15 protein-coding genes are annotated in these 17,663 nt (G+C 73.1%); 10 read left to right on the forward strand and 5 right to left on the reverse strand.

Annotated features, from left to right (window positions below; all coding sequences use genetic code 11):
* Positions 1 to 124: 124 nt before the first annotated feature.
* Positions 125 to 1,342: an XRE family transcriptional regulator gene (locus HHX41_RS16760; protein WP_182906679.1), complete on the forward strand. Its 1,218-nt coding sequence runs from the start codon at positions 125 to 127 to the stop codon at positions 1,340 to 1,342.
* On the opposite strand, the gene HHX41_RS16765 is transcribed toward HHX41_RS16760, so the two are convergent.
* Positions 1,339 to 2,973, reverse strand: a complete 1,635-nt coding sequence (locus HHX41_RS16765) for a PH domain-containing protein (RefSeq protein WP_310742023.1) — start codon at positions 2,971 to 2,973, stop codon at positions 1,339 to 1,341. The two genes, HHX41_RS16760 and HHX41_RS16765, sit on opposite strands and share 4 nt — an antisense overlap.
* Entirely contained in the window at positions 2,970 to 3,479 is a 510-nt protein-coding gene (locus tag HHX41_RS16770) for a PH domain-containing protein (protein WP_182906680.1), read from the reverse strand. Before HHX41_RS16770 ends, HHX41_RS16765 begins: the two co-directional genes overlap by 4 nt.
* Before the next feature lie 710 nt (positions 3,480 to 4,189).
* Between HHX41_RS16770 and HHX41_RS16775 the strand changes: the two genes are divergently transcribed.
* The 5 genes from HHX41_RS16775 to HHX41_RS16795 all read left to right on the forward strand — a co-directional run bounded on the left by HHX41_RS16775 (position 4,190) and on the right by HHX41_RS16795 (position 11,028).
* Positions 4,190 to 4,708 carry a YbhB/YbcL family Raf kinase inhibitor-like protein gene (locus HHX41_RS16775; protein ID WP_310742024.1) on the forward strand — a complete coding sequence of 173 codons (519 nt, stop codon included), beginning with the start codon at positions 4,190 to 4,192 and terminating at the stop codon, positions 4,706 to 4,708.
* A 183-nt stretch (positions 4,709 to 4,891) separates the two neighbouring features.
* On the forward strand, positions 4,892 to 6,832 hold the full coding sequence (locus tag HHX41_RS16780) for a hypothetical protein (protein WP_182906681.1): 1,941 nt from the start codon (positions 4,892 to 4,894) through the stop codon (positions 6,830 to 6,832).
* Between the two features lie 53 nt (positions 6,833 to 6,885).
* Positions 6,886 to 9,171: a SulP family inorganic anion transporter gene (locus tag HHX41_RS16785; RefSeq protein WP_182906682.1), complete on the forward strand. Its 2,286-nt coding sequence runs from the start codon at positions 6,886 to 6,888 to the stop codon at positions 9,169 to 9,171.
* A gap of 144 nt (positions 9,172 to 9,315) precedes the next feature.
* Positions 9,316 to 10,329 (forward strand): NAD-dependent epimerase/dehydratase family protein, encoded by a 1,014-nt coding sequence (locus HHX41_RS16790; protein WP_182906683.1) that lies wholly within the window; start codon positions 9,316 to 9,318, stop codon positions 10,327 to 10,329.
* A 60-nt stretch (positions 10,330 to 10,389) separates the two neighbouring features.
* Entirely contained in the window at positions 10,390 to 11,028 is a 639-nt protein-coding gene (locus tag HHX41_RS16795) for a type II toxin-antitoxin system PemK/MazF family toxin (RefSeq protein WP_182906684.1), read from the forward strand.
* A gap of 62 nt (positions 11,029 to 11,090) precedes the next feature.
* On the opposite strand, the gene HHX41_RS16800 is transcribed toward HHX41_RS16795, so the two are convergent.
* Positions 11,091 to 11,840, reverse strand: a complete 750-nt coding sequence (locus HHX41_RS16800; protein WP_182906685.1) for a TetR/AcrR family transcriptional regulator — start codon at positions 11,838 to 11,840, stop codon at positions 11,091 to 11,093.
* Between the two features lie 117 nt (positions 11,841 to 11,957).
* On the opposite strand from HHX41_RS16800, the gene atpB reads away from it, so the two are divergent.
* From atpB to HHX41_RS16820, 4 genes are all read left to right on the forward strand, one after another.
* Entirely contained in the window at positions 11,958 to 12,746 is a 789-nt protein-coding gene (gene atpB / locus HHX41_RS16805) for a F0F1 ATP synthase subunit A (protein ID WP_182906686.1), read from the forward strand.
* Positions 12,747 to 12,823: 77 nt separating this feature from the next.
* On the forward strand, positions 12,824 to 13,108 hold the full coding sequence (locus HHX41_RS16810; RefSeq protein ID WP_182906687.1) for a YiaA/YiaB family inner membrane protein: 285 nt from the start codon (positions 12,824 to 12,826) through the stop codon (positions 13,106 to 13,108).
* Positions 13,109 to 13,486: 378 nt separating this feature from the next.
* Entirely contained in the window at positions 13,487 to 14,491 is a 1,005-nt protein-coding gene (locus HHX41_RS16815) for a multicopper oxidase domain-containing protein (protein ID WP_211591628.1), read from the forward strand.
* Between the two features lie 115 nt (positions 14,492 to 14,606).
* Positions 14,607 to 15,329, forward strand: coding sequence for a hypothetical protein (locus tag HHX41_RS16820; protein WP_182906688.1), 723 nt, complete (start codon positions 14,607 to 14,609; stop codon positions 15,327 to 15,329).
* Positions 15,330 to 15,438: 109 nt separating this feature from the next.
* Here HHX41_RS16820 and HHX41_RS16825 read toward each other — a convergent pair whose 3' ends face one another.
* Both HHX41_RS16825 and HHX41_RS16830 read right to left on the reverse strand, forming a co-directional pair.
* On the reverse strand, positions 15,439 to 16,197 hold the full coding sequence (locus HHX41_RS16825) for a cell wall metabolism sensor histidine kinase WalK (protein WP_169980122.1): 759 nt from the start codon (positions 16,195 to 16,197) through the stop codon (positions 15,439 to 15,441).
* 170 nt (positions 16,198 to 16,367) lie between these two features.
* Positions 16,368 to 17,591 (reverse strand): saccharopine dehydrogenase family protein, encoded by a 1,224-nt coding sequence (locus tag HHX41_RS16830; protein ID WP_182906689.1) that lies wholly within the window; start codon positions 17,589 to 17,591, stop codon positions 16,368 to 16,370.
* Positions 17,592 to 17,663 lie beyond the last annotated feature (72 nt).

The following is a 17,663-nucleotide window of genomic DNA, read 5'->3' on the forward strand; positions in this document are numbered from 1 at the left end:
ACAGGCCACTCCTCCGAGCCCTCCGGGCGGCGAAATCCGCTGACCCGGAGGGCTGCCTCGCGTCACCGATCTTTGTTAGTGTTTCGCCCGGATCGACGCCAAAGCGGGGCTTGGGAGGATCGTCGTGTCAGGGCCCTTAAGCACGCCTCCCCAACCCGAGGGCCTGACCAACCCGGCCGAGTTCGTCGCCGCGCTGGGCCGTCTCCGCCAGTGGTCCGGCCTGACCTACCGGCAGCTCACGGCCGCCGCGAAGACGGCGGGGGACGTGCTGCCCACCAGCACGATCGCAGGGGCCCTGGGACGCACGACCCTCCCCAGGGAGGAGTTCGTCGCCGCCTTCGTCCGCGCCTGCGGGCTCGGCGAGGCCGAGACGGCGCGCTGGGTGGCGCACAGGAAGCGACTCGCCGCGGGCATGACGCTTCCGGCCGATCCGCGGGACGAGGCCACCGGCCCGGACCGCCCACCCGGCCGGCCGGAGCACCCCGGGCCGGCCGGCCGGTCCGGTCACGCCGAACCCGCCGCCCCCGCCGTACCGGACGACCCCGCCGCGGCGGAGGATCCGGCAGGGCCGCTCCGGGACGCCGTACGACCGGAAACCCGGGTGCTGCGGCGGTTCGCCGTGGCGGGCGCGGGCGTCGTGGTCCTGCTCCTCGCCACAGGCGCGGTCCTGCCGGAGCTGCGCGCGTCCCTGACCGGCGGCGGTGCGAAGCCCTCGCCCGCACCCGCCGCCGCGACGGCCGGTAGCGACCGCACACCGTCCTCGGCCTTCCCCGGCGCCGCGACGGCCGGGAGCGACCGTACGCCGTCCTCCGCCGCGACCCCCGGGGGCGGCCGCATGCCGCGCGACGGGTGGTACCGCATGATCCCCTCGCACGTCGCCGGAGCCGACCTGTGCGTCGGGGAGGGACGCGAGCGCAACAAGCGGACCGACCGGCCACTGGCCGTGCAGCGGCCCTGCCGGGACCTCGTCCCCGACACCTACCTGCGGGCGGCCGGCGGCGGCGCCTACGAGATCCAATGGCACCACCCCGAGGAGGGCGTCGGCTGCCTCACGGTCGACGGTGCGTTGACCGGCCAGGACACGCTGCTCGCTCCCGAGAACTGCTCCGGGGCCGCGCACCAGCGGTTCCTGCTGACGCCCTCGGGGCCGGGGTTCACCCTGCGGCCCCTGCACAGCGGGCTGTGCCTCGGAGCGCTGTACGGCGAGGCCGACGTGACTCCCGGCGCCGAACTCGCCCAGAAGTCCTGCACGGGGCGGCCCGACCAGCTGTTCCTCTTCCGCCCTGTGCCCGCTCCGGCCTGGACGCGCGCCGATCACGCCCGCCGGGCCCACGCGTCCTAGCTCGCCGGGGGCCGTGGGGCGAGGAACGGCGCGAGCCACTCGGGGGTGACCTCGGCCGCGAAGGCGACGCCCTGCTCCTCCCCCGCGTCGACCACCGCGTAGCCGCCGCTGCCCGCGCCGACCCCGGCGACCACGGTCAGCAGGCCCGCCATCCGTTGCGGAAGCGTCTGCCGCACCGTCCACCCGACCACCGCGCGGCGCTCCACGACGACCTGACCGCGGCGCAGGGAGCCCGACCTGACCGACAGACGGGCGCCGTCCCAGGCGTGCCCGAGCGAGCGGTAGCGGTCGAAGGCCAGGGGCACCCCCGCGGCGGCGAGCACGGCCGCGATGATCGCGGCGAGGTTCCAGCCCGCGAGCAGGGCGGCCACGGCGACCAGAAGCCACGGCGCGACCGCGCGCACGAGCCTGCGGCGGCGGGCGGCGGGCGGATGACGGCGCAACGGCGCCCGGATCGGCCCCACCGCCTCCGCGGCCACCCCGGTGGCGAACGCCCGGGGCGTCACGGGCAGCAGTTGTCCCCTGCTCCGGGCGTCCCCCAGCCCGGTGACCAGGGCCCACAGCCGTACGACCCCGGCACGCCGCTCGATCAGGCCGTCGGCCAGTTCGTACCCCCTGATCCTGCGCCGCTCCAGCGACACGGCCCTGCGGGTGAACAGGCCGCGCTCGGCGACGAGGTGCCCCTCCCGGGCGCGCAGCGTGAAGTCCCAGTTGAACAGCGCGTACGTCACTCCGCCGGCGACGGGCATGGCCGCCACGAGCACCAGGGCGACGGCGATCAGCAGCCCGGGCCGGTCGAGCGCCCATTCGAGCGCGCGCACGGCCGCCCGTTCGCCGAGGCCCAGCTCGCGCCGCCACTGCCAGGCGAGACCGAAGGCACCGGCGACCAGCGCGAACGGCGTGAAGAGATAGGCGCCGGACAGCGGGCCGTACATCAGCCAGGCGCGCGGCACCCGGGCCAGCACCCGCGGCGGGTCGTCGGCCCCGCCGCCCTCCCCCTCGGCGGGAACGGCTCCCGCAGCCGCGACGGCGGCGCCCCGCACGACCTGCGCGGCCGGGCCGGGACCGCGCTCGGCCTGGCCGGCGTCCTGAGGGGTCCCAGCACCGGCCGGTCCGGGCACCGCCGGGAGGGGCCCGCGGGCGAGCAGCACGGCGCGCAGCGCCTCGGCGCGCTCGGCCGTGAGCGCGTCCAGCACGCCCTCCTGCTCGCCGCCTCCGGCACCGGTGTCCAGCCTGAGCACGGCCAGGCCGAGCACCCGGTGGAGTGGTGAGGCGCTGACGTCGACGCCCCTGATCCGTTCCAGCGGGATCGTGCGCACCGAACGGCCGACCAGTGCCCGGTTCAGCTCCAGCCTGCCGCCCGCGACCCGGTAGGTGAACGTCGCCCACCGGAGCACCGCGTAGATCGCCGAACCGGCGACCCCGGCGGCCGCCCAGCCGAACGACGCGGGCGAGAAGCCCCCGGCGAGCAGCACGCCCGCCAGCGGCAGGACCAGCGAGGGCAGCATGCGGATCGGGTCGATCAGCAGCACCCGCGGGCTCAGCCGCGCGGTCCCGGATGGCTCCGGCGCGCCGGGAGCGGCGGGCGGGCCGCCAGGAGGGACGGCGGTGGAAGGCGGCGGGCCGGTCACGTGGCGTCGTCCCTGAGCTCCTCGGCCCGCCGGGCGAGATCCTCCGCGAGGCGTGCCGCGACCTCGTCGTCCAGCCCGGAGATCGTGGACGATCCGGCGTAGGAGGCCGTGCGGATCTCCACGGTCGCCAGCCCCAGCAGGCGTTCGAGCCAGCCCTGCGCGCGGTCGACCGTCTGGATCCTGCTCACCGGGACGAAGACCCACCGCCTGCTCAGCCACCCCGCCCGGGCGTAGACGACGTCGCCGGACAGCTCCCAGCGGTGTACGACGTACCGCAGCAGGGGTTCCAGGACGACGAAGGGCGCCATGACCACGCCGACGGCGACCGGGAGCAGCCAGGCGTGCTCGGACAGCATGTCCGGGGGCCACCGCGCCCCGCTCAGCCAGGCGGCCGCCCCGGCCGTCCCGCCGACGAGCAGGACGAAGCCGATCAGTGCCTCCACCAGCCACAACACGATGGCGCGGCGCGACACCGGATGGGCCGGATCGCGGAGCGGTGCTGTCACGCCCCCACCCTAGGCAAGCCGTCGGCGATATGTCAGCGGGTGACGGCCGCCCTCAGGGCCCTGTCGGCGCCGCTCCGCACGGCCTGGCGAAACGGCACGGCCGGACGCGGGCGCCCGACGGGTGGACTCGACGGTGCCCCAGGGCCGGCTCCTGGGCGTCCCGGGCCCCGGCGGGGCCGGGAAGACCACAGCGGTGCGGGGTCCTGGCGACGCTCGTGCGGCCGGACGGGGGCGGGGCGTACGTGGCGGGGTTCGACGTGGTCCGGCAGGCGCACCATCCGCGGGCGGCGGCACCGGAGCGGGCCCGGCGGGCGTCGCGGCCGGTGACGGCCGCGCCCCCTCCACGGCGGGCTCGCCCCTCAGCATCGCGGGGTGGAGCCCGGCCGGCGCGGGCGAGGGGTCGGCCCCGAACCGCTTCGCGAACACCGGCCGGGCCTCCTCGTAGGCGGCCACGAGGGGGCCCAGAACGGCGAAGCTCATGCCCGCGCCCCGGATGTCCCCCTGCATGCCTCGATTCTGGCGGAAAGCGCGCGCGAAGCCTCACACCCCCGCACAACGGTCCTCGACGCGCGCGGATCGATTCTGAAGACACCGAGGTCAACGGCCCGTACGGGCTCGATCATCGGTACGGATCACCGCGATCCGGTCGGGGCACCTGTCCAATCCGCGTAGCATCATCGGGCATGGGGTCGCCGAGAAAATCAGCGGTCGTGCGAGCCGCCGTCACGGTGACGGCGTTCACGCTGGCCGCGTCGGGCTGCGGAATCCTGGGCGGGGGGTCGCCGAGGAACCTCGACGTCATCAGCGTGTCGAGCCCGCAGTTCCGCGACGGCGCCCCCCTGCCGGACGACTACTCCTGCAAGGGGGGGCAGGGCAACCCGCCTCTCCGCTGGTCGGGCACGTCGGGCGCCAAGTCGGTGGCCCTCGTGGTCGACGACAGCAGTCCTCTCAGCGGCCCGGAGGTGCACTGGGTGGTGTACGACATCGACCCCGCGACGACGGAGCTGGGCATGAACGACGTCCCCCGGGGCGCCAGGCAGGGCAGGACGACGAGCGGGAAGGTGGGCTATGCGCCCCCATGCCGGGCCGACGGCAGCTACCGTTTCACTGTCTACGCGTTGAACGCGAAGCTCGAGCTGCAGCAGGGGGCCGACCTCGCGCAGACCCTGGAGGGCATCGCGAGTCACACCATCGCCCGTGGGCGCCTCACGGCGAACACGATCGAGTGACATGCTGAGCACCGGAGGTAGTCGTGCTACACCAATCTTCGCCTAGGGTGTGACAACGGTCATTGTGGTCGAGCAGAATCGGATCCAATTGCTGAGCGCAGGTGGTCAAAGGGGGCAGGTCGCGTCGATGGCCGCGCGATCTCACCGGCGCCGCAGAAAGGCCATGGCCTTGAGGGTGGTGCTATGACTGCGGTCATTTCGGGTCTTGTCGCCGTCGTGCTTCTTGTGCTGCTGGTCGTGGCGCTGGGCATGCGGTCGATGAACCGCAGGGAGAGCGCTCTCTCCGCCGAGCGCATCAAGGCGATGGCCGAGAACAAGGGCCCCAAGCCCCGGCGGCCCGCCGAGGAGACGTTCTTCGAGAGCTTCCCCAAGGGGTTCGACGCCTTCGAGGAGCCGGATAAGCAGCGGCCCGCGCCGCGCCCGGCCCCCCGCCCCGGCGGACGGCAGGCCGCGCGGCCCGCGCAGCGCGGCGGCAAACAGCCCGCCGCCGCCCGCGGCAAGCGCGGCGTGGACGAGTGGGGCGAGGCCGACGACTACGACGACGACTACTGGTCGCGCGTACGCGCCGACGACGGCGGCTTCGGGGGGACGATCGCCGCGAAGATGGCCACACCCCGTCCGGTCGACGAGACCGAGGGCGTGGCCGGTGCCCCGGCCCAGGCGGCCGACCCCGACGCCGCGACCGTGCAGGCCCCCCTGCCCTCCCGCCCGTCCCGCCCCTCCCGCCCCTCCCGCGCCGGCGGCTCCGAGCCCGTGATGCCCGCCGCCCCCGTGCCCGCCTCGGCCCTCGCCGACCAGAAGACCGTCACGTTCTCGGCGCCGACGCCCGACCTGCTCGACGCCGCCGCAGCGGCCGGCTCCTCCGCGACCGGTCCCTTCGACGCGAGCCGCGCGACCGGCCCCTTCGACTCCCCCGCGGCGGGCGACCCCTTCGCGACCGCTACCGGGCCCCAGCCGGCCACGCCGGGCGCGTCCGGCAGGTCGGGCAGGTCCGGCCGGTCGTCGCGCGCCGCCCGTCGCGCCGCCGCCGCTGCCGCCGCCGAGACCGGCGGCTCCTACGACAGCCCGCGCGCCACGGGTCCGTTCCCGTCGTCCGCGAGCACCGGCTCGTACGGGACGCAGCCCGCCGACCCGCTGGGAATCTCGGCGAGCACCGGGCCGTTCGGGGCCCCCGCGTACGACACGCCGGCGGGCACCGGGCCGTTCACGGCGCAGGGCGGCACGGGCTCCCACTCCGTCTCCCCCGACGGCCGTTACGACACGGCGCCGTCCTCCGCCATCCCGGCCACCGGATCCTTCGCCGCGGCCTCGTACGACGCGGCCCGCACGAGCGGCGCGTTCGACGCCGCGGCGTCCACCGCCTCGCCGGGCGACGCGCTCGCCGACTCCGCGCCCCGCTCGACCGGCGGCTCCTTCGACGCGTGGGCGGGCTACGAGACGCCGCGTTCCGACACCTACGACCAGTCCGGCGTCGCGACGGGCCCGTTCCGTGCGGCCGACACTCCGCCGTACTCGCCCAACGCGACGGGCGCCGGTCCCGACAGGGGCGGCGCCACCGACCCCGGCTGGCCGGTCGCGGGCAGCTACCCGCCGGTCCCCGCCGCCGCCGCTTCCACGACGGACCCCTCCTGGACGGGCGCCCGCGACGTGCTCGACGACCCCGAACCGCCGCGCGGCGCGTCCTCCTGGCCCAACGCGGACACCTACCAGACCCCGGCCTACGAGGGCTACTCCTCCGGCTACCCCGCCGAGGGCGGCTACGCGGCCGGCTCGACGCCGCCGGCCGCGCCCTCCACCCCGTCGTACGAGGTGAGCGCGGGCTGGGCGACGATCGACGCCTCCGACACGGTGACAGGTTCCGCGCCCGGGACCGCGCCGGGCACCGCCTCGCCATACGAATCGGCGGGCTACGACGCCCCGTCAGGGCAGAGTCGGTACGGCTACGACCCCCAGCAGCCGCAGCAGGGATACGGCGACGCCCAGCAGCCGTCGTGGCCCGAGCAGAACACCGGAGGAAGCTGGCCCTCCTACGACGAGCTGTACGGCGACACCCCCACCTCGGCGAGCGGGCGGCGGGGCAGCCACCGCAACCCGGAGAGCGACTATCCCGACTACTACCGGTGATTTTCCCGTTGCCTGCCTGGTGAGGGCCCTGGTGGCTGACATATCGTCAGCCCATGACAATCAGTGACGACGCGATCTCACGCCGTAACTGGAAGTCCGTGCTCCAGCATGACGTGCCCGCTTCGCTGGTGGTCTTCCTGGTGGCGGTGCCGCTGTCGCTCGGCATCGCGGTCGCGTCGGGCGCACCGGTGGCGGCGGGGCTCGTCGCCGCCGTGGTCGGCGGCGTGGTGGCCGGCGCCCTCGGCGGGTCCGTCGTCCAGGTGAGCGGCCCGGCCGCCGGGCTCTCCCTGGTCGTCGCCGAGCTCGTCCACACCTACGGCTGGCGCGCCACCTGCGCCATCACCGTCATGGCCGGCGTCCTCCAGCTGGGGCTCGGCTGGCTGAAGGTGGCGCGGGCCGCACTGGGGGTCTCCCCCGCCGTCGTCCACGGCATGCTCGCCGGGGTCGGCGTGGTGATCGCGCTGTCCCAGCTGCACATCGTGCTCGGCGGCTCGCCGCAGCGCTCCGCGCTGGAGAACGTCGTGGAGCTCCCCGCCCAGATCCTCGACAACCACACGCACAGCGTCGTGATCGGGGTGCTGACGATCGGGGTCCTGCTCGTGTGGGGGCGCGTCCCCCGGCTGCGTACCGTGCCCGCCCCGCTCGCCGCGCTGATGGTCGCCACGCTGACGGCCGCGGTGACGGGCTGGGACCTGACGAAGGTGGACCTGAAGGGCGGGTTCTCCTCGGTCGAGGCGCCGCTGATGCCGCAGGGCGACTGGCACGCGATCGCCAGAGCCGTCCTGCTCGTCGCCCTCCTCGCCGGGGTGGAGTCGCTGCTGACCTGCGTGGCCTCCAACCGCCTGCACGACGGTCCGCGCGCCGACCTCGACCGCGAGCTGACCGCGCAGGGGGTGGCGAACGTGGTGTCCGGCGCCCTCGGCGGCCTCCCGGTGGCGGGCGTCGTCGTGCGCACGACGACCAACGCGCGGGCGGGCGCGCGCAGCCGCTGGTCCACCGTGCTCCACGGGGTGTGGGTGCTGCTGTTCACCGCGGCCTTCGCCTGGATGATCGCGTTGATCCCGCTGGAGGCGCTCGCGGCGCTGCTGCTGTTCATCGGCGTGCAGATGGTCAACCTCGGGCACGTCCGCAACCTGCGCAGCCACCGCGAGATACCGGTCTACTTCGTGACGATGGCCGGGGTCGTGCTGGTCGGCCTGGCCGAGGGCGTGGCGATCGGCCTCGGGCTGGCCGCCCTGCTGGCCCTGCGCCGCCTGGCCTGGGTCTCGGTCGACGTACGGCAGGCGGGCGAGCGGCGATGGCGGGTCATCGTCACCGGGTCGCTGACGTTCCTCGGCGTGCCCCGGCTGACCGAGGCGCTGCGCGGCATCCCCGCGGGGTCCGCGGTCGAGCTGGACCTGCACCTGGACTTCATGGACAACGCCGCCTTCGAGGCCCTGCACGCCTGGCGGCTGGAGCACGAACGCACCGGCGGCGTCATCGACGTGGACGAGCCGCACGGCGAGTGGTACTCCGCCGCGATCAGCGGCGCCCGCCTGTACCCGGCCAGGATCCCGCCCCGGCACGACCGCTGGTGGCTACCGTGGGCCTACCGGCGCCGCTCCCGTCCGATGGACTCCTGCGCCGGGGACGCCGGTACCTACGAGGTGATCGGCGCGAACGGCGCGGGCGGTGGCGACCATGACTTCGTCACCGCGATTCCCGGACCGCAGGGCGCGCCCGACCTGCTGGAGGGGACGCGGGAGTTCCAGCGCCGGACCGCGCCGATGGTCCGCCCGCTGCTCCACCGCATGGCCCGCAAGCAGTCGCCGTCGCATCTGTTCATCACCTGTGCGGACTCCCGCATCGTGCCGAACATCATCACCGCGAGCGGCCCCGGCGACCTGTTCACGCTGCGCAACATCGGCAATCTCGTGCCGCGCGCGGGCGCCCTCCCCGCGGACGACTCGGTCGCGGCCACGATCGAGTACGCCGTGAAGGTGCTCGAGGTGCGCACGATCACGGTCTGCGGCCACTCGGGCTGCGGAGCGATGGCCGCCCTGCTCGGCGAGGTGCCCGACCTGCCCGCGCTGCGCGACTGGCTGCGGCACGGGCGGCAGAGCCTGGCCCGGTTCGTGGCCGAGGAACGCACCGAGGACGACGCCGGGCCGCTCGACCGGCTCTGCCGGGTCAACGTGATCCAGCAACTCGACAACCTGCGGACCCACCCGTTCGTGGACACCCTCGTAAGGGCGGGCAGGCTGGAGCTCACGGGCCTGTACTTCGACATCGGCGCGGCGCGGGTGCACGTGCTGGAGCAGGAGCGCTTCACGCCGGTTCCCGAACTGCGCACCGGCTGAGCCCGGCCCGGTCTCGGCCGGGGGGAACGGCCGTACGGCGACTCGCCGGGACGTCCTGTGGGCCGCCTTCCGCTGTGAGCGGATCACGTCCGCCGACCGTGAAACGGGGCAGACGCCGGGGGCGGGCGGGCCAAGGATGTCCGTATGAAAATTCTGGTCATCGGCGGTTCGGTGTTCCTCGGACGCGCCATCGTGGAGGAGGCGCTGCGACGCGGTCACGAGGTCACGACCTTCAACCGCGGCAGGAGCGGGACCGACCTGCCGGGTGTGGAGGCGGTCCGCGGCGACCGTGAGGTCGCCGCGGACCTGCGGCGGCTCGCGGACGGCAGGCAGTGGGACGCGGTGGTCGACGTGTGCGGGTTCGTCCCCCGCGTCGTCCTGGAGTCGGTACGCACGCTGTCGGGGCACGCTTCGCATTACACGTTCATCTCCAGCATCTCCGCCTATCGGGACTGGCCCGAGAAGCAGGGGGTCGACGAGACCTTCCCGCTGTACGAGTGCCCGCCGGACGCGGACGCCGAGTTCGGCGACTACGGCGTGCTGAAGGCCGGCTGCGAGCGGGCGGTCGAGCAGCACTTCGACGGCGGCGCACTGGTCATCCAGCCCGGCCTGATCCTCGGACCCCACGAGAACGTGGGCCGGCTGCCCTGGTGGCTCACCCGGATCTCCAGGGGTGGACGGGTGCTCGCCCCCGGCGACCCGGACCTGCCGATCCAGCTCATCGACGCCCGCGACATCGCGGCCTTCACCCTCGACCAGGTGGCGAGGGGTACGACCGGCCGTTACATGACCGGCGGAGTGCAGGGCAACGCCACGTACGGCAGCTGGCTGGACGACTGCGCGGAGGTCACCGGCTCCGACGCGGAGTTCGTCTGGGCCGGCGACCGGTTCCTGCTCGACCAGGGCGTGCAGCAGTGGACCGAGCTTCCCCTGTGGTCGGCCGCCGGGGAGAGCGAGGGCGTGTGGACCCACTCCTCCGCGAAGGCCGTCGCCGCGGGTCTCACCTGCAGACCGGTACGGGAGACCGTGCGCGACACCTGGGAGTGGCTGAAGGACATTCCCGAGGAGCGGCGCAGCTTCGGCGGCGTCCGGCTGAGCCACGGCATCGACCCGGAGAAGGAGGCGCGCATCCTCGCCGCGTGGGACGCCCGCTCCTGACCGCGACCGGCCTTCCCCGCGCGGCGGAGCGCAGCCGCGCGGGGCTTTAGGCTGTCGGTCATGATCTGGGTGGTATTGGCGGTGGCCGTGCTGGTCGTGTTGGGGGCGCTCGGCGTGGCCGGCCGCCTGCCGGGAGTACGCCGGCGGTCCACGCCGCCTCCCTCCGGGGGCGGCCGTCTATCGGGCCGCGGCGGCGGGCAGGCACGGCCCGCGGGACGCGGGACGGCCGGGACCACGCGGCCGGGCACCAGGCCCGGGAGCGGCACCGGCCCCGGCACGAGGCGCGGCTCCACCGGCCACGCCTCGGGGACCGGTGGCGGGGGCCGCCGGGCGACGGGCGGCGACGGGGCCGGGCGCGGCGGTGCGGCCACGCAGGCCGGACCGCGTCCCGGTGAGATCTGGTGGGCCGACGTGCCCTACGAGGACGGGCCCGGCCACAAGGTGCGCCCGTGCGTGGTGCTCAGGACCTACCGGGGCGGCGCCGAGGTCCTGAAGATCACGAGCCAGGATCGCAGCGACCGCGACGACCACGTGGAGATCCCCACCCGTGCCTGGGATCCCGACGCCGACCACAACAGCTTCCTCGACCTCACCGGGCCGGTGCGCGTCCCCGTCGCCGACTTCCAGGACAGGGCGGGCACGCTCGACGCGCGCGTCTGGCGGCAGGTCTGCCGTCTCCACGAGATCTCCCCGAACTGACCCCGCCGGGCCCGGGAACGGCCGGTCGGTGAAGACGCCGCCCGGTGGGCCGGGACGTCACGTCAGCGCGGTGACACGGGCCCTTCCGTCTCGCCGCGCGGCGGCAGACCCGCGGCGATTCCGTCGAGCAGCCGGTCCAGGCCGTACGCGAAGCGGTCGTCGGCGGCGGTGTACTCCCGCCCGGCCTCCTTCGTCATCCGCTCCAGCATGGGATAGTTCCCCGTCGCGATGAGCGACTGGATGTAGGAAAGGTGCCGGGCCAGCCGCTGGGCCAGCGTGAGCCCCAGCCGCCGCATCGCCTCGGCCTCGGCCAGTTCGCTCTGGATGTACCCGTGCACGTACGCGAAGACCGCGCCGACGAGGGTCAGCATCTCGTCGACGCTCAGGCCGATACCGTCGAGCATGCCGAGGGCGCTCTCCGTCAGACGCGCGCTGTTCGGGCCGGCCTGCGGCCGGCCGGCCGCGAGCGGTGCGAGCCACGGATGGCGGAGCATGGTGCGCCGGGCCTGCCAGGCCAGCAGGCGGAGTCCTTCGGCCCAGTCGTCCGGCGGCCGCCGGTCCTCCGGCAGGTACTCCCCCACCGCAGTGTCGATCATGAGGTCGAAAACCTCGTCCTTGCCCGTCACGTAGCGGTACAGGGACATCGTGCCCGCCCCGAGATCGGCGGCGAGCCGCCGCATGGAGATCGCCTCCAGCCCCTCGGCGTCGGCGATCCTGATCGCGGCCTCGGCGAGAGCGGCGCGGCTGAAGCTCGGCCGCGGCCCCCGGGCGGGGCGCTCGGGTCGCATCCACAGGTTGTCGTGGCCCGTCATCGTTGGTCGTCCCAGGTCGTCGCGCTATTGCGTACACGGTACCCGGTATGTAGGCTCGCATCGGTAAAGTGAGTACGGCGTACTCAGTTTTTGAACGGCCGGACGAGGGGATTCCCCATGCCCGTAAGCCTCGCCGGAGACGACTTCACGGCTCCCGGTGTCGAACTGTTCGACTTTCCGTCGCTGTGGCCCGGCGCGCCACACTGGCTGACCAAGCCCGTGGTGCTGGCCGCGGTGGGCGTGGTCCTGCTGTGCGCGCTCGCGTGGGGGGCGTTCGCGCGGCCGTCACTGGTCCCCCGCGGCCTGCAGCATCTCGGCGAGTACGGTTACCTGTTCGTGCGCGACCAGGTGGCCCGGCCGTTCCTCGGCGCGGACGCCGAGAGGTGGATGCCGTTCCTGCTCAGCCTCTTCTCGGTGATCCTGCTGTGGAACCTGTTCGGCGTGATCCCGGGAGTGCAGTTCCCGGTGAACTCTCACATCGCGTTCCCGGTGGTGTTCGCCCTGGTCGTGTACGTGATCAAGCTCTATCTCGGCTTCCGGCACCACGGGGTGGGCGGATATCTCAAGAGCCTGATGTTCCCGCCCGGCCTGCCCAAGCCGCTCGCGCTGGTCCTGTTCGCGCCGCTCGAACTGCTCTACACGTTCGTCACCGCGCCGTTCACGCATGCCGTACGGCTGTTCGCGAACATGTTCGCGGGGCATCTGCTGCTGGCGTTCTTCAGCGCGGTCGGATTCTGGTTCCTCGTCGAGCACCCCACGGTGCCCGGGTTCCCGGTGGGCCTGGCCGGCGTGGCCATGGCCGTCCTGATGACGGGCCTGGAGATCTTCATCCAGTTCCTGCAGGCATTCCTGTTCACCATGCTGGCGGCCATGTACATCGGCAACGCCCTGCACCCGGACCACTGAAGGCGGGGTCCGTACTCACCGGTAACTGAGTATCGGCGCTCATGTCCGGCAGGCGTACGCCACGGATCATGACACTCATGACGAAACCGGTGAAACCCTCGACGACGACGGCTTTCTACGTCCAGGCCGTCATCTCATTCGCGATCTCCCTCGCGGCCCTGGCGGCCGGCATCCTCTACCTTCCGGTCACGGCCTGGGTGCGCTCCTTTCTCGCCCTCGGGCTGATGTACGTGGTGACCTCGACGTTCACGCTGGCCAAATGCGTACGGGACCGGCAGGAGGAGTCGAGCGTCGTCAGCCGGGTGGACCAGGCCCGGCTCGACAAACTCCTCGCCGAGCACGACCCCTTCCGGGCCGACTGACAGGACCGGCCGGCCGGGCGGCGGCGGCACAGCTGGACCTCTCATGGGGCCTCGGCAGGGCGGAGCGGGTCGGGGCGCACAGGGAACCATGCGCGACCTTAGCAGCCACATAACACTTCATCCATCTATGTGACGAAGTGTTATCAGTTGCCGCGTGACTTCTTGACACTGATGGCACAACTACCGCCTAATTCCATCGAAAGTATCAGCGATGCCGTAGAAAGCATCACCTGTCCCGCCCCGCTGCCTTCAGGCCGGACCGAGCGCTCCGCGTCTCCGCCCGGCAGACGCGACGTCGTCCCGGCCCGGCTCGTCACCGGTCCGCGGAGGCGGAGCCGCCCCGGGCGCGAACGGGACGTCGTCACCGATAGGGGAACCATGACCGAGGTAGGCAGGGGCATGGGCCGGAGCCAGTTCTCCCGGCGCGCCTTCACCACGGCCGCGACCGCCGCCGCGTTCGCCCCGCTGGTCATGTCGGGCCAGGCAAGCGCGGCGCCCGTGGACAAGACCGCGACCGCACCGACCGGCGTGCTCCCGCGCCGCATCACCCTCTACGCGGAGAACCTGCCGAACGGCGAGATGGGTTACGGCCTGGAGCCGGGTAAGGCGACGATCCCCGGACCGCTCATCGAGATGGTCGAGGGCGAGACCCTCGAAATCGAACTGGTCAACAACTCGGACGTGACCGCGAGCCTCCACGTCCACGGCGTGGACTACGAGGTGACCAGCGACGGCACGCGCATGAACGACAGCGTGGTGGAGCCGGGAGGCCGGCGCACCTACGTCTGGCGCACCCATGCGCAGGGCCGCCGATCCGGCGGGACCATCGAGCCCGGCAGCGCGGGCTACTGGCACTACCACGACCACGTGGTGGGCTCCGATCACGGTACGGGAGGCATCAAGAAGGGCCTCTACGGGCCGCTGGTGGTCCGCCGGAAGGGCGACGTGCTGCCGGACAAGACGTTCACCGTCGTCTTCAACGACATGCTGATCAACAACCGCAGAGGGGAAGGGCCGCACTTCCTCGCCAAGATCGGCGAGCGGGTGGAGTTCATCGTCATCACCCACGGGAGCGCCTTCCACACCTTCCACATCCACGGGCACCGATGGGCCGACAACCGCACCGGCCTGCTGGAAGGCCCTCAGGACCCGAGCCGGATCATCGACACCAAGACCACCGGCCCGGCCGAGTCGTTCGGCTTCCAGGTGATCGCCGGGGAGCGCGTCGGCCCGGGGGCGTGGATGTACCACTGCCATGTCCAGAGCCACTCCGACATGGGAATGGTCGGGGTGTTCATGGTGGCCGACGAGAAGGGCAACGTTCCCGGCCACGACATGGGCGGCATGACCCACAATCCCGACATGGGCACCATGCCGCACTGATCCCGTCCCGCCCTCGTAGGCGCCGGGCGGGCCCGTTCGCGACGCGGGCCCGCCCGGTCGCCCGCGGGGGCGGGACGCCCGTGCCGCCGGACGGCGAGGTCAGTAGCCTGCGGCCATGAACAGCGACATGGACGAGCGTGGGCAACCGGCTCTCGCCGCCGCCGCACCTGAGGCGGCTCTCGACTACTACCTGATCACGTCGGAGACGGGCGCCGAGGGAGTCGTCGTCGAGGAGTTCGCCCTGGCCGACGACTTCAGGACCGTCGGCCTGAACACCGCCGGGTGGACCGCGGCCGACGGCGTGTGGTGGAGTTCGGCGGCCTTCGGGCGCGCGATGCGGGAGGATCCCGGCCTGCGCGCCCGCGCGCACGCGGTGAGCCGCCCCGAGGCCGAGGCGGCCTACCACGGTCTCGGCGGGGGCGAACTGCCCGGCGAGGCGTGGTTGCGCGCCATGTTCCACGACTACCGGCTCCTGCCGGACTCGCCTCCCCTGCGCCTCAGCCCGCCGCAGGTTCCCGAGGGGTTCCACGACACGCGGGTCTACCGCGTGCTGTTCGCCGGCGAGCCCAGCCTTCCCCGCCTCGCGGAGATGGTGACGCTCGCGGCGGAGGCCGGCGACCCGCGGACCAGGGTCGTCGGCACGGGTGCGCTGCGCACGGCCTCGGACGTCTTCACCTGGGACGTACGCCGGATCGGGCCCGGTGCCGCCTGCTCCGTCGACCTCACGGCCCATCTGGGGACCACGTCCGACGAGGCCCTCGGGCCGCTGCTGCGGCGGTTGACGACGGTCATGCGCCACGCGGGACCGGTCCCCGTGACCGTCGAGCGTTTCTCCTGAACGCGCAGGCCGTACGGCGCCGCGGCCGACACCCCGGCCGGCGGCCCGGCCTCGGGGCTACGCCGGCGTTCCCCGCTTGTTCGGTCCCCATCGCGGAGAAGGGAGCCGGTCAGGCCAGGGGCAGCCGGACGACGAAGGCCGCGCCGCCGGTCGGCGACCGCTCGACGTGCACCTGGCCCTCGTGGCCGTACACGATGTTCCGCACGATGGCCAGGCCGAGGCCGGTTCCGCCGCGGTCGCGGGAGCGGGCGGCGTCGAGACGGGTGAAGCGGTCGAAAACCCGCTCACGGTCCTCCTCCCGGATCCCGTCGCCGTCGTCGGCGACGACGAGCTCCGCGGTGTCGGCCGTACGCTGGACCTGGACGATCACGCGGGTCCTGGCGTGTCGCTGCGCGTTGTCGAGCAGCTCGGAGAGCATCCGCCGGAGCCGGGCGTCCAGGCCGCGGACCACGACCCCGGGGTCGGCCCGCACCTTGACGTCGAGCCTGTCGGTGCGCTGGGCCAGCTCGCTCTGCACGAGCTGCCCGAGGTCCAGCAGGGCCGGCTCAGTCGGCTGCGCGGCCGCCTGAAGCCGGGCCAGCAGGTAGAGATCGTCGACCAGCGCATGCAGCCGCTCCACGTCGTTGAGCGCCCGTTCGAGCAGGTCGTCCACATCGATTTCGCCGGGATGCAGCCGGGCCTCCTCCAGCTGTGCCCGCAGCCCCGCGATCGGGGTGCGCAGCTCGTGGGACACGTCGGCCTCGAACCGTCGCTGCCAGTCGATGGCCCGATACAGCTTGCCGCACATGCTGTCGATGCCGTGCTTCACGCTGCGCTCCAGCTCATCGAGTTCGCCAAGGCAGTCACGGAGGTGGCGGAGCGATGTCATCTCTGTGAGGTTCCCTGACCCGCCCGCGACGATTCCCAGCAGAACCTAAAATCGGCACACTCGGTGCTCGTCGTACGAGGGCGCGGGCTGCCGGACCGTTGGGCTCTCGCCGGTGCGGTGACGCCGGTCGACGGGCCGAGCCGCGACGGCGTCACCCGCGTCCCGCGCGGTCACTGCTCGCGCATGCCCCAGGGAGAGCCGTACTCCGTGAGCAGGTCGAGGAAGGGCCGGGGCGGCAGGGCCTCAGGGCCCAGGACGCCGGCCCCGGACCAGACGCCGGTGGCCATCAGTTCGAGGGCCACGACCGGGTTGACGGCGGTCTGCCAGACCACCGCCTGCGAGCCGTACTCACGCATGGACCACTCGTTGTCGACCACGTGATACAGGTAGACCTCGCGCGAGCCGCCGTTCCTGGTGCCCTTGACCCAGGTGCCCGCGCACGTCTTGCCGCGCATGCGATCCCCGAGGGTCGCCGGGTCGGGCAGGCACGCCGCGACCACGTCACGCGGGGAGACCTTGACGGTGGCGCCGTCCTCGGCGACGACCTGGACCGTTTCGGTGCGGTCCAGCCCCAGCAGGTGCAGGGTCCGCAGCGTGTCGATGAACTCCGCGCCCAGCCCGTACTTGAAGGTCACCCGCTCGGCGTCGACCCAGCGGGGCACGAGCAGGACCTCCTCGTGCTCCACGTTGACGCACTCCACCGGGCCGATGCCCTCGGGGAAGTCGAACACCTCCGGCTCGCTGAAGGGCGGGGTGGTGAACCAGCCCCGGCCCGCCTCGTACACGACCGGGGGGTTGAGACACTCCTCGATCGTGGTCCAGATGTTGAAGGACGGCGCGAAGTCGTACCCGTCGACGGTGAGGTCGGCGCCGTCGCGGATGCCGATCTCCTCGATGTGGTCGAAGAGCTCGTCGGCGGCGTACCGGGCGAAGACGTCCGACAGCCCCGGCTCCACCCCGATGCCGACCAGCGCGAGCCTGCCCGCCTTCTCCCACTCGGCGGCCATCTCGAACTGGGCGTCCCCCAGCTTGACCCCGCACACCTCGTGCGGGCGCTCCGGATCGGGCCGCGACAGCGACATCGCCATGTCCAGGTAGTGCGCTCCGGCCGACAGCGCCGCCCGGAACAGCGGCATGACGAACCGCGGGTCGGTGGCGTTGAGCAGGACGTCGCAGCGGTGCTCGGCCAGCAGCGCCGCCACCGCGGCCTCGTCGCTCGCGTCCACCCGCCGGGCGCTGAAGCGCGCGCCCGCCTCCCCGAGTGCGGCGACCGCCGCCTCCGCTCGGGACAGGTCGTAGTCGGTCACGACCATGTGGTCGAAGAAGGACCGGCGGGCCGCGATCCGGGTGATCGCCGTACCCACACCACCGGCGCCGACAAGCAGAACACGCATGACAAAACTCTCCCTTTCCAGGACAAAACGTCTTGGTACGCCCGATCCAACGGCACCGTCACTGATAACGTC

The sequence above is a fragment of the Microbispora sp. H13382 genome, assembly GCF_014161445.1.
In the GTDB taxonomy this organism is placed as follows: domain Bacteria; phylum Actinomycetota; class Actinomycetes; order Streptosporangiales; family Streptosporangiaceae; genus Microbispora.

Coding starts and splice junctions, on each gene's coding strand:
- HHX41_RS16800 (WP_182906685.1), bottom strand. CDS start 11,840: ATGACGGGCCACGACAACCTGTGGATGCGACCCGAGCGCCCCGCCCGG.
- HHX41_RS16790 (WP_182906683.1), top strand. CDS start 9,316: ATGAAAATTCTGGTCATCGGCGGTTCGGTGTTCCTCGGACGCGCCATC.
- atpB (WP_182906686.1), top strand. CDS start 11,958: ATGCCCGTAAGCCTCGCCGGAGACGACTTCACGGCTCCCGGTGTCGAA.
- HHX41_RS16820 (WP_182906688.1), top strand. CDS start 14,607: ATGAACAGCGACATGGACGAGCGTGGGCAACCGGCTCTCGCCGCCGCC.
- HHX41_RS16795 (WP_182906684.1), top strand. CDS start 10,390: ATGATCTGGGTGGTATTGGCGGTGGCCGTGCTGGTCGTGTTGGGGGCG.
- HHX41_RS16825 (WP_169980122.1), bottom strand. CDS start 16,197: ATGACATCGCTCCGCCACCTCCGTGACTGCCTTGGCGAACTCGATGAG.
- HHX41_RS16830 (WP_182906689.1), bottom strand. CDS start 17,591: ATGCGTGTTCTGCTTGTCGGCGCCGGTGGTGTGGGTACGGCGATCACC.
- HHX41_RS16785 (WP_182906682.1), top strand. CDS start 6,886: ATGACAATCAGTGACGACGCGATCTCACGCCGTAACTGGAAGTCCGTG.
- HHX41_RS16780 (WP_182906681.1), top strand. CDS start 4,892: ATGACTGCGGTCATTTCGGGTCTTGTCGCCGTCGTGCTTCTTGTGCTG.
- HHX41_RS16810 (WP_182906687.1), top strand. CDS start 12,824: ATGACGAAACCGGTGAAACCCTCGACGACGACGGCTTTCTACGTCCAG.
- HHX41_RS16815 (WP_211591628.1), top strand. CDS start 13,487: ATGACCGAGGTAGGCAGGGGCATGGGCCGGAGCCAGTTCTCCCGGCGC.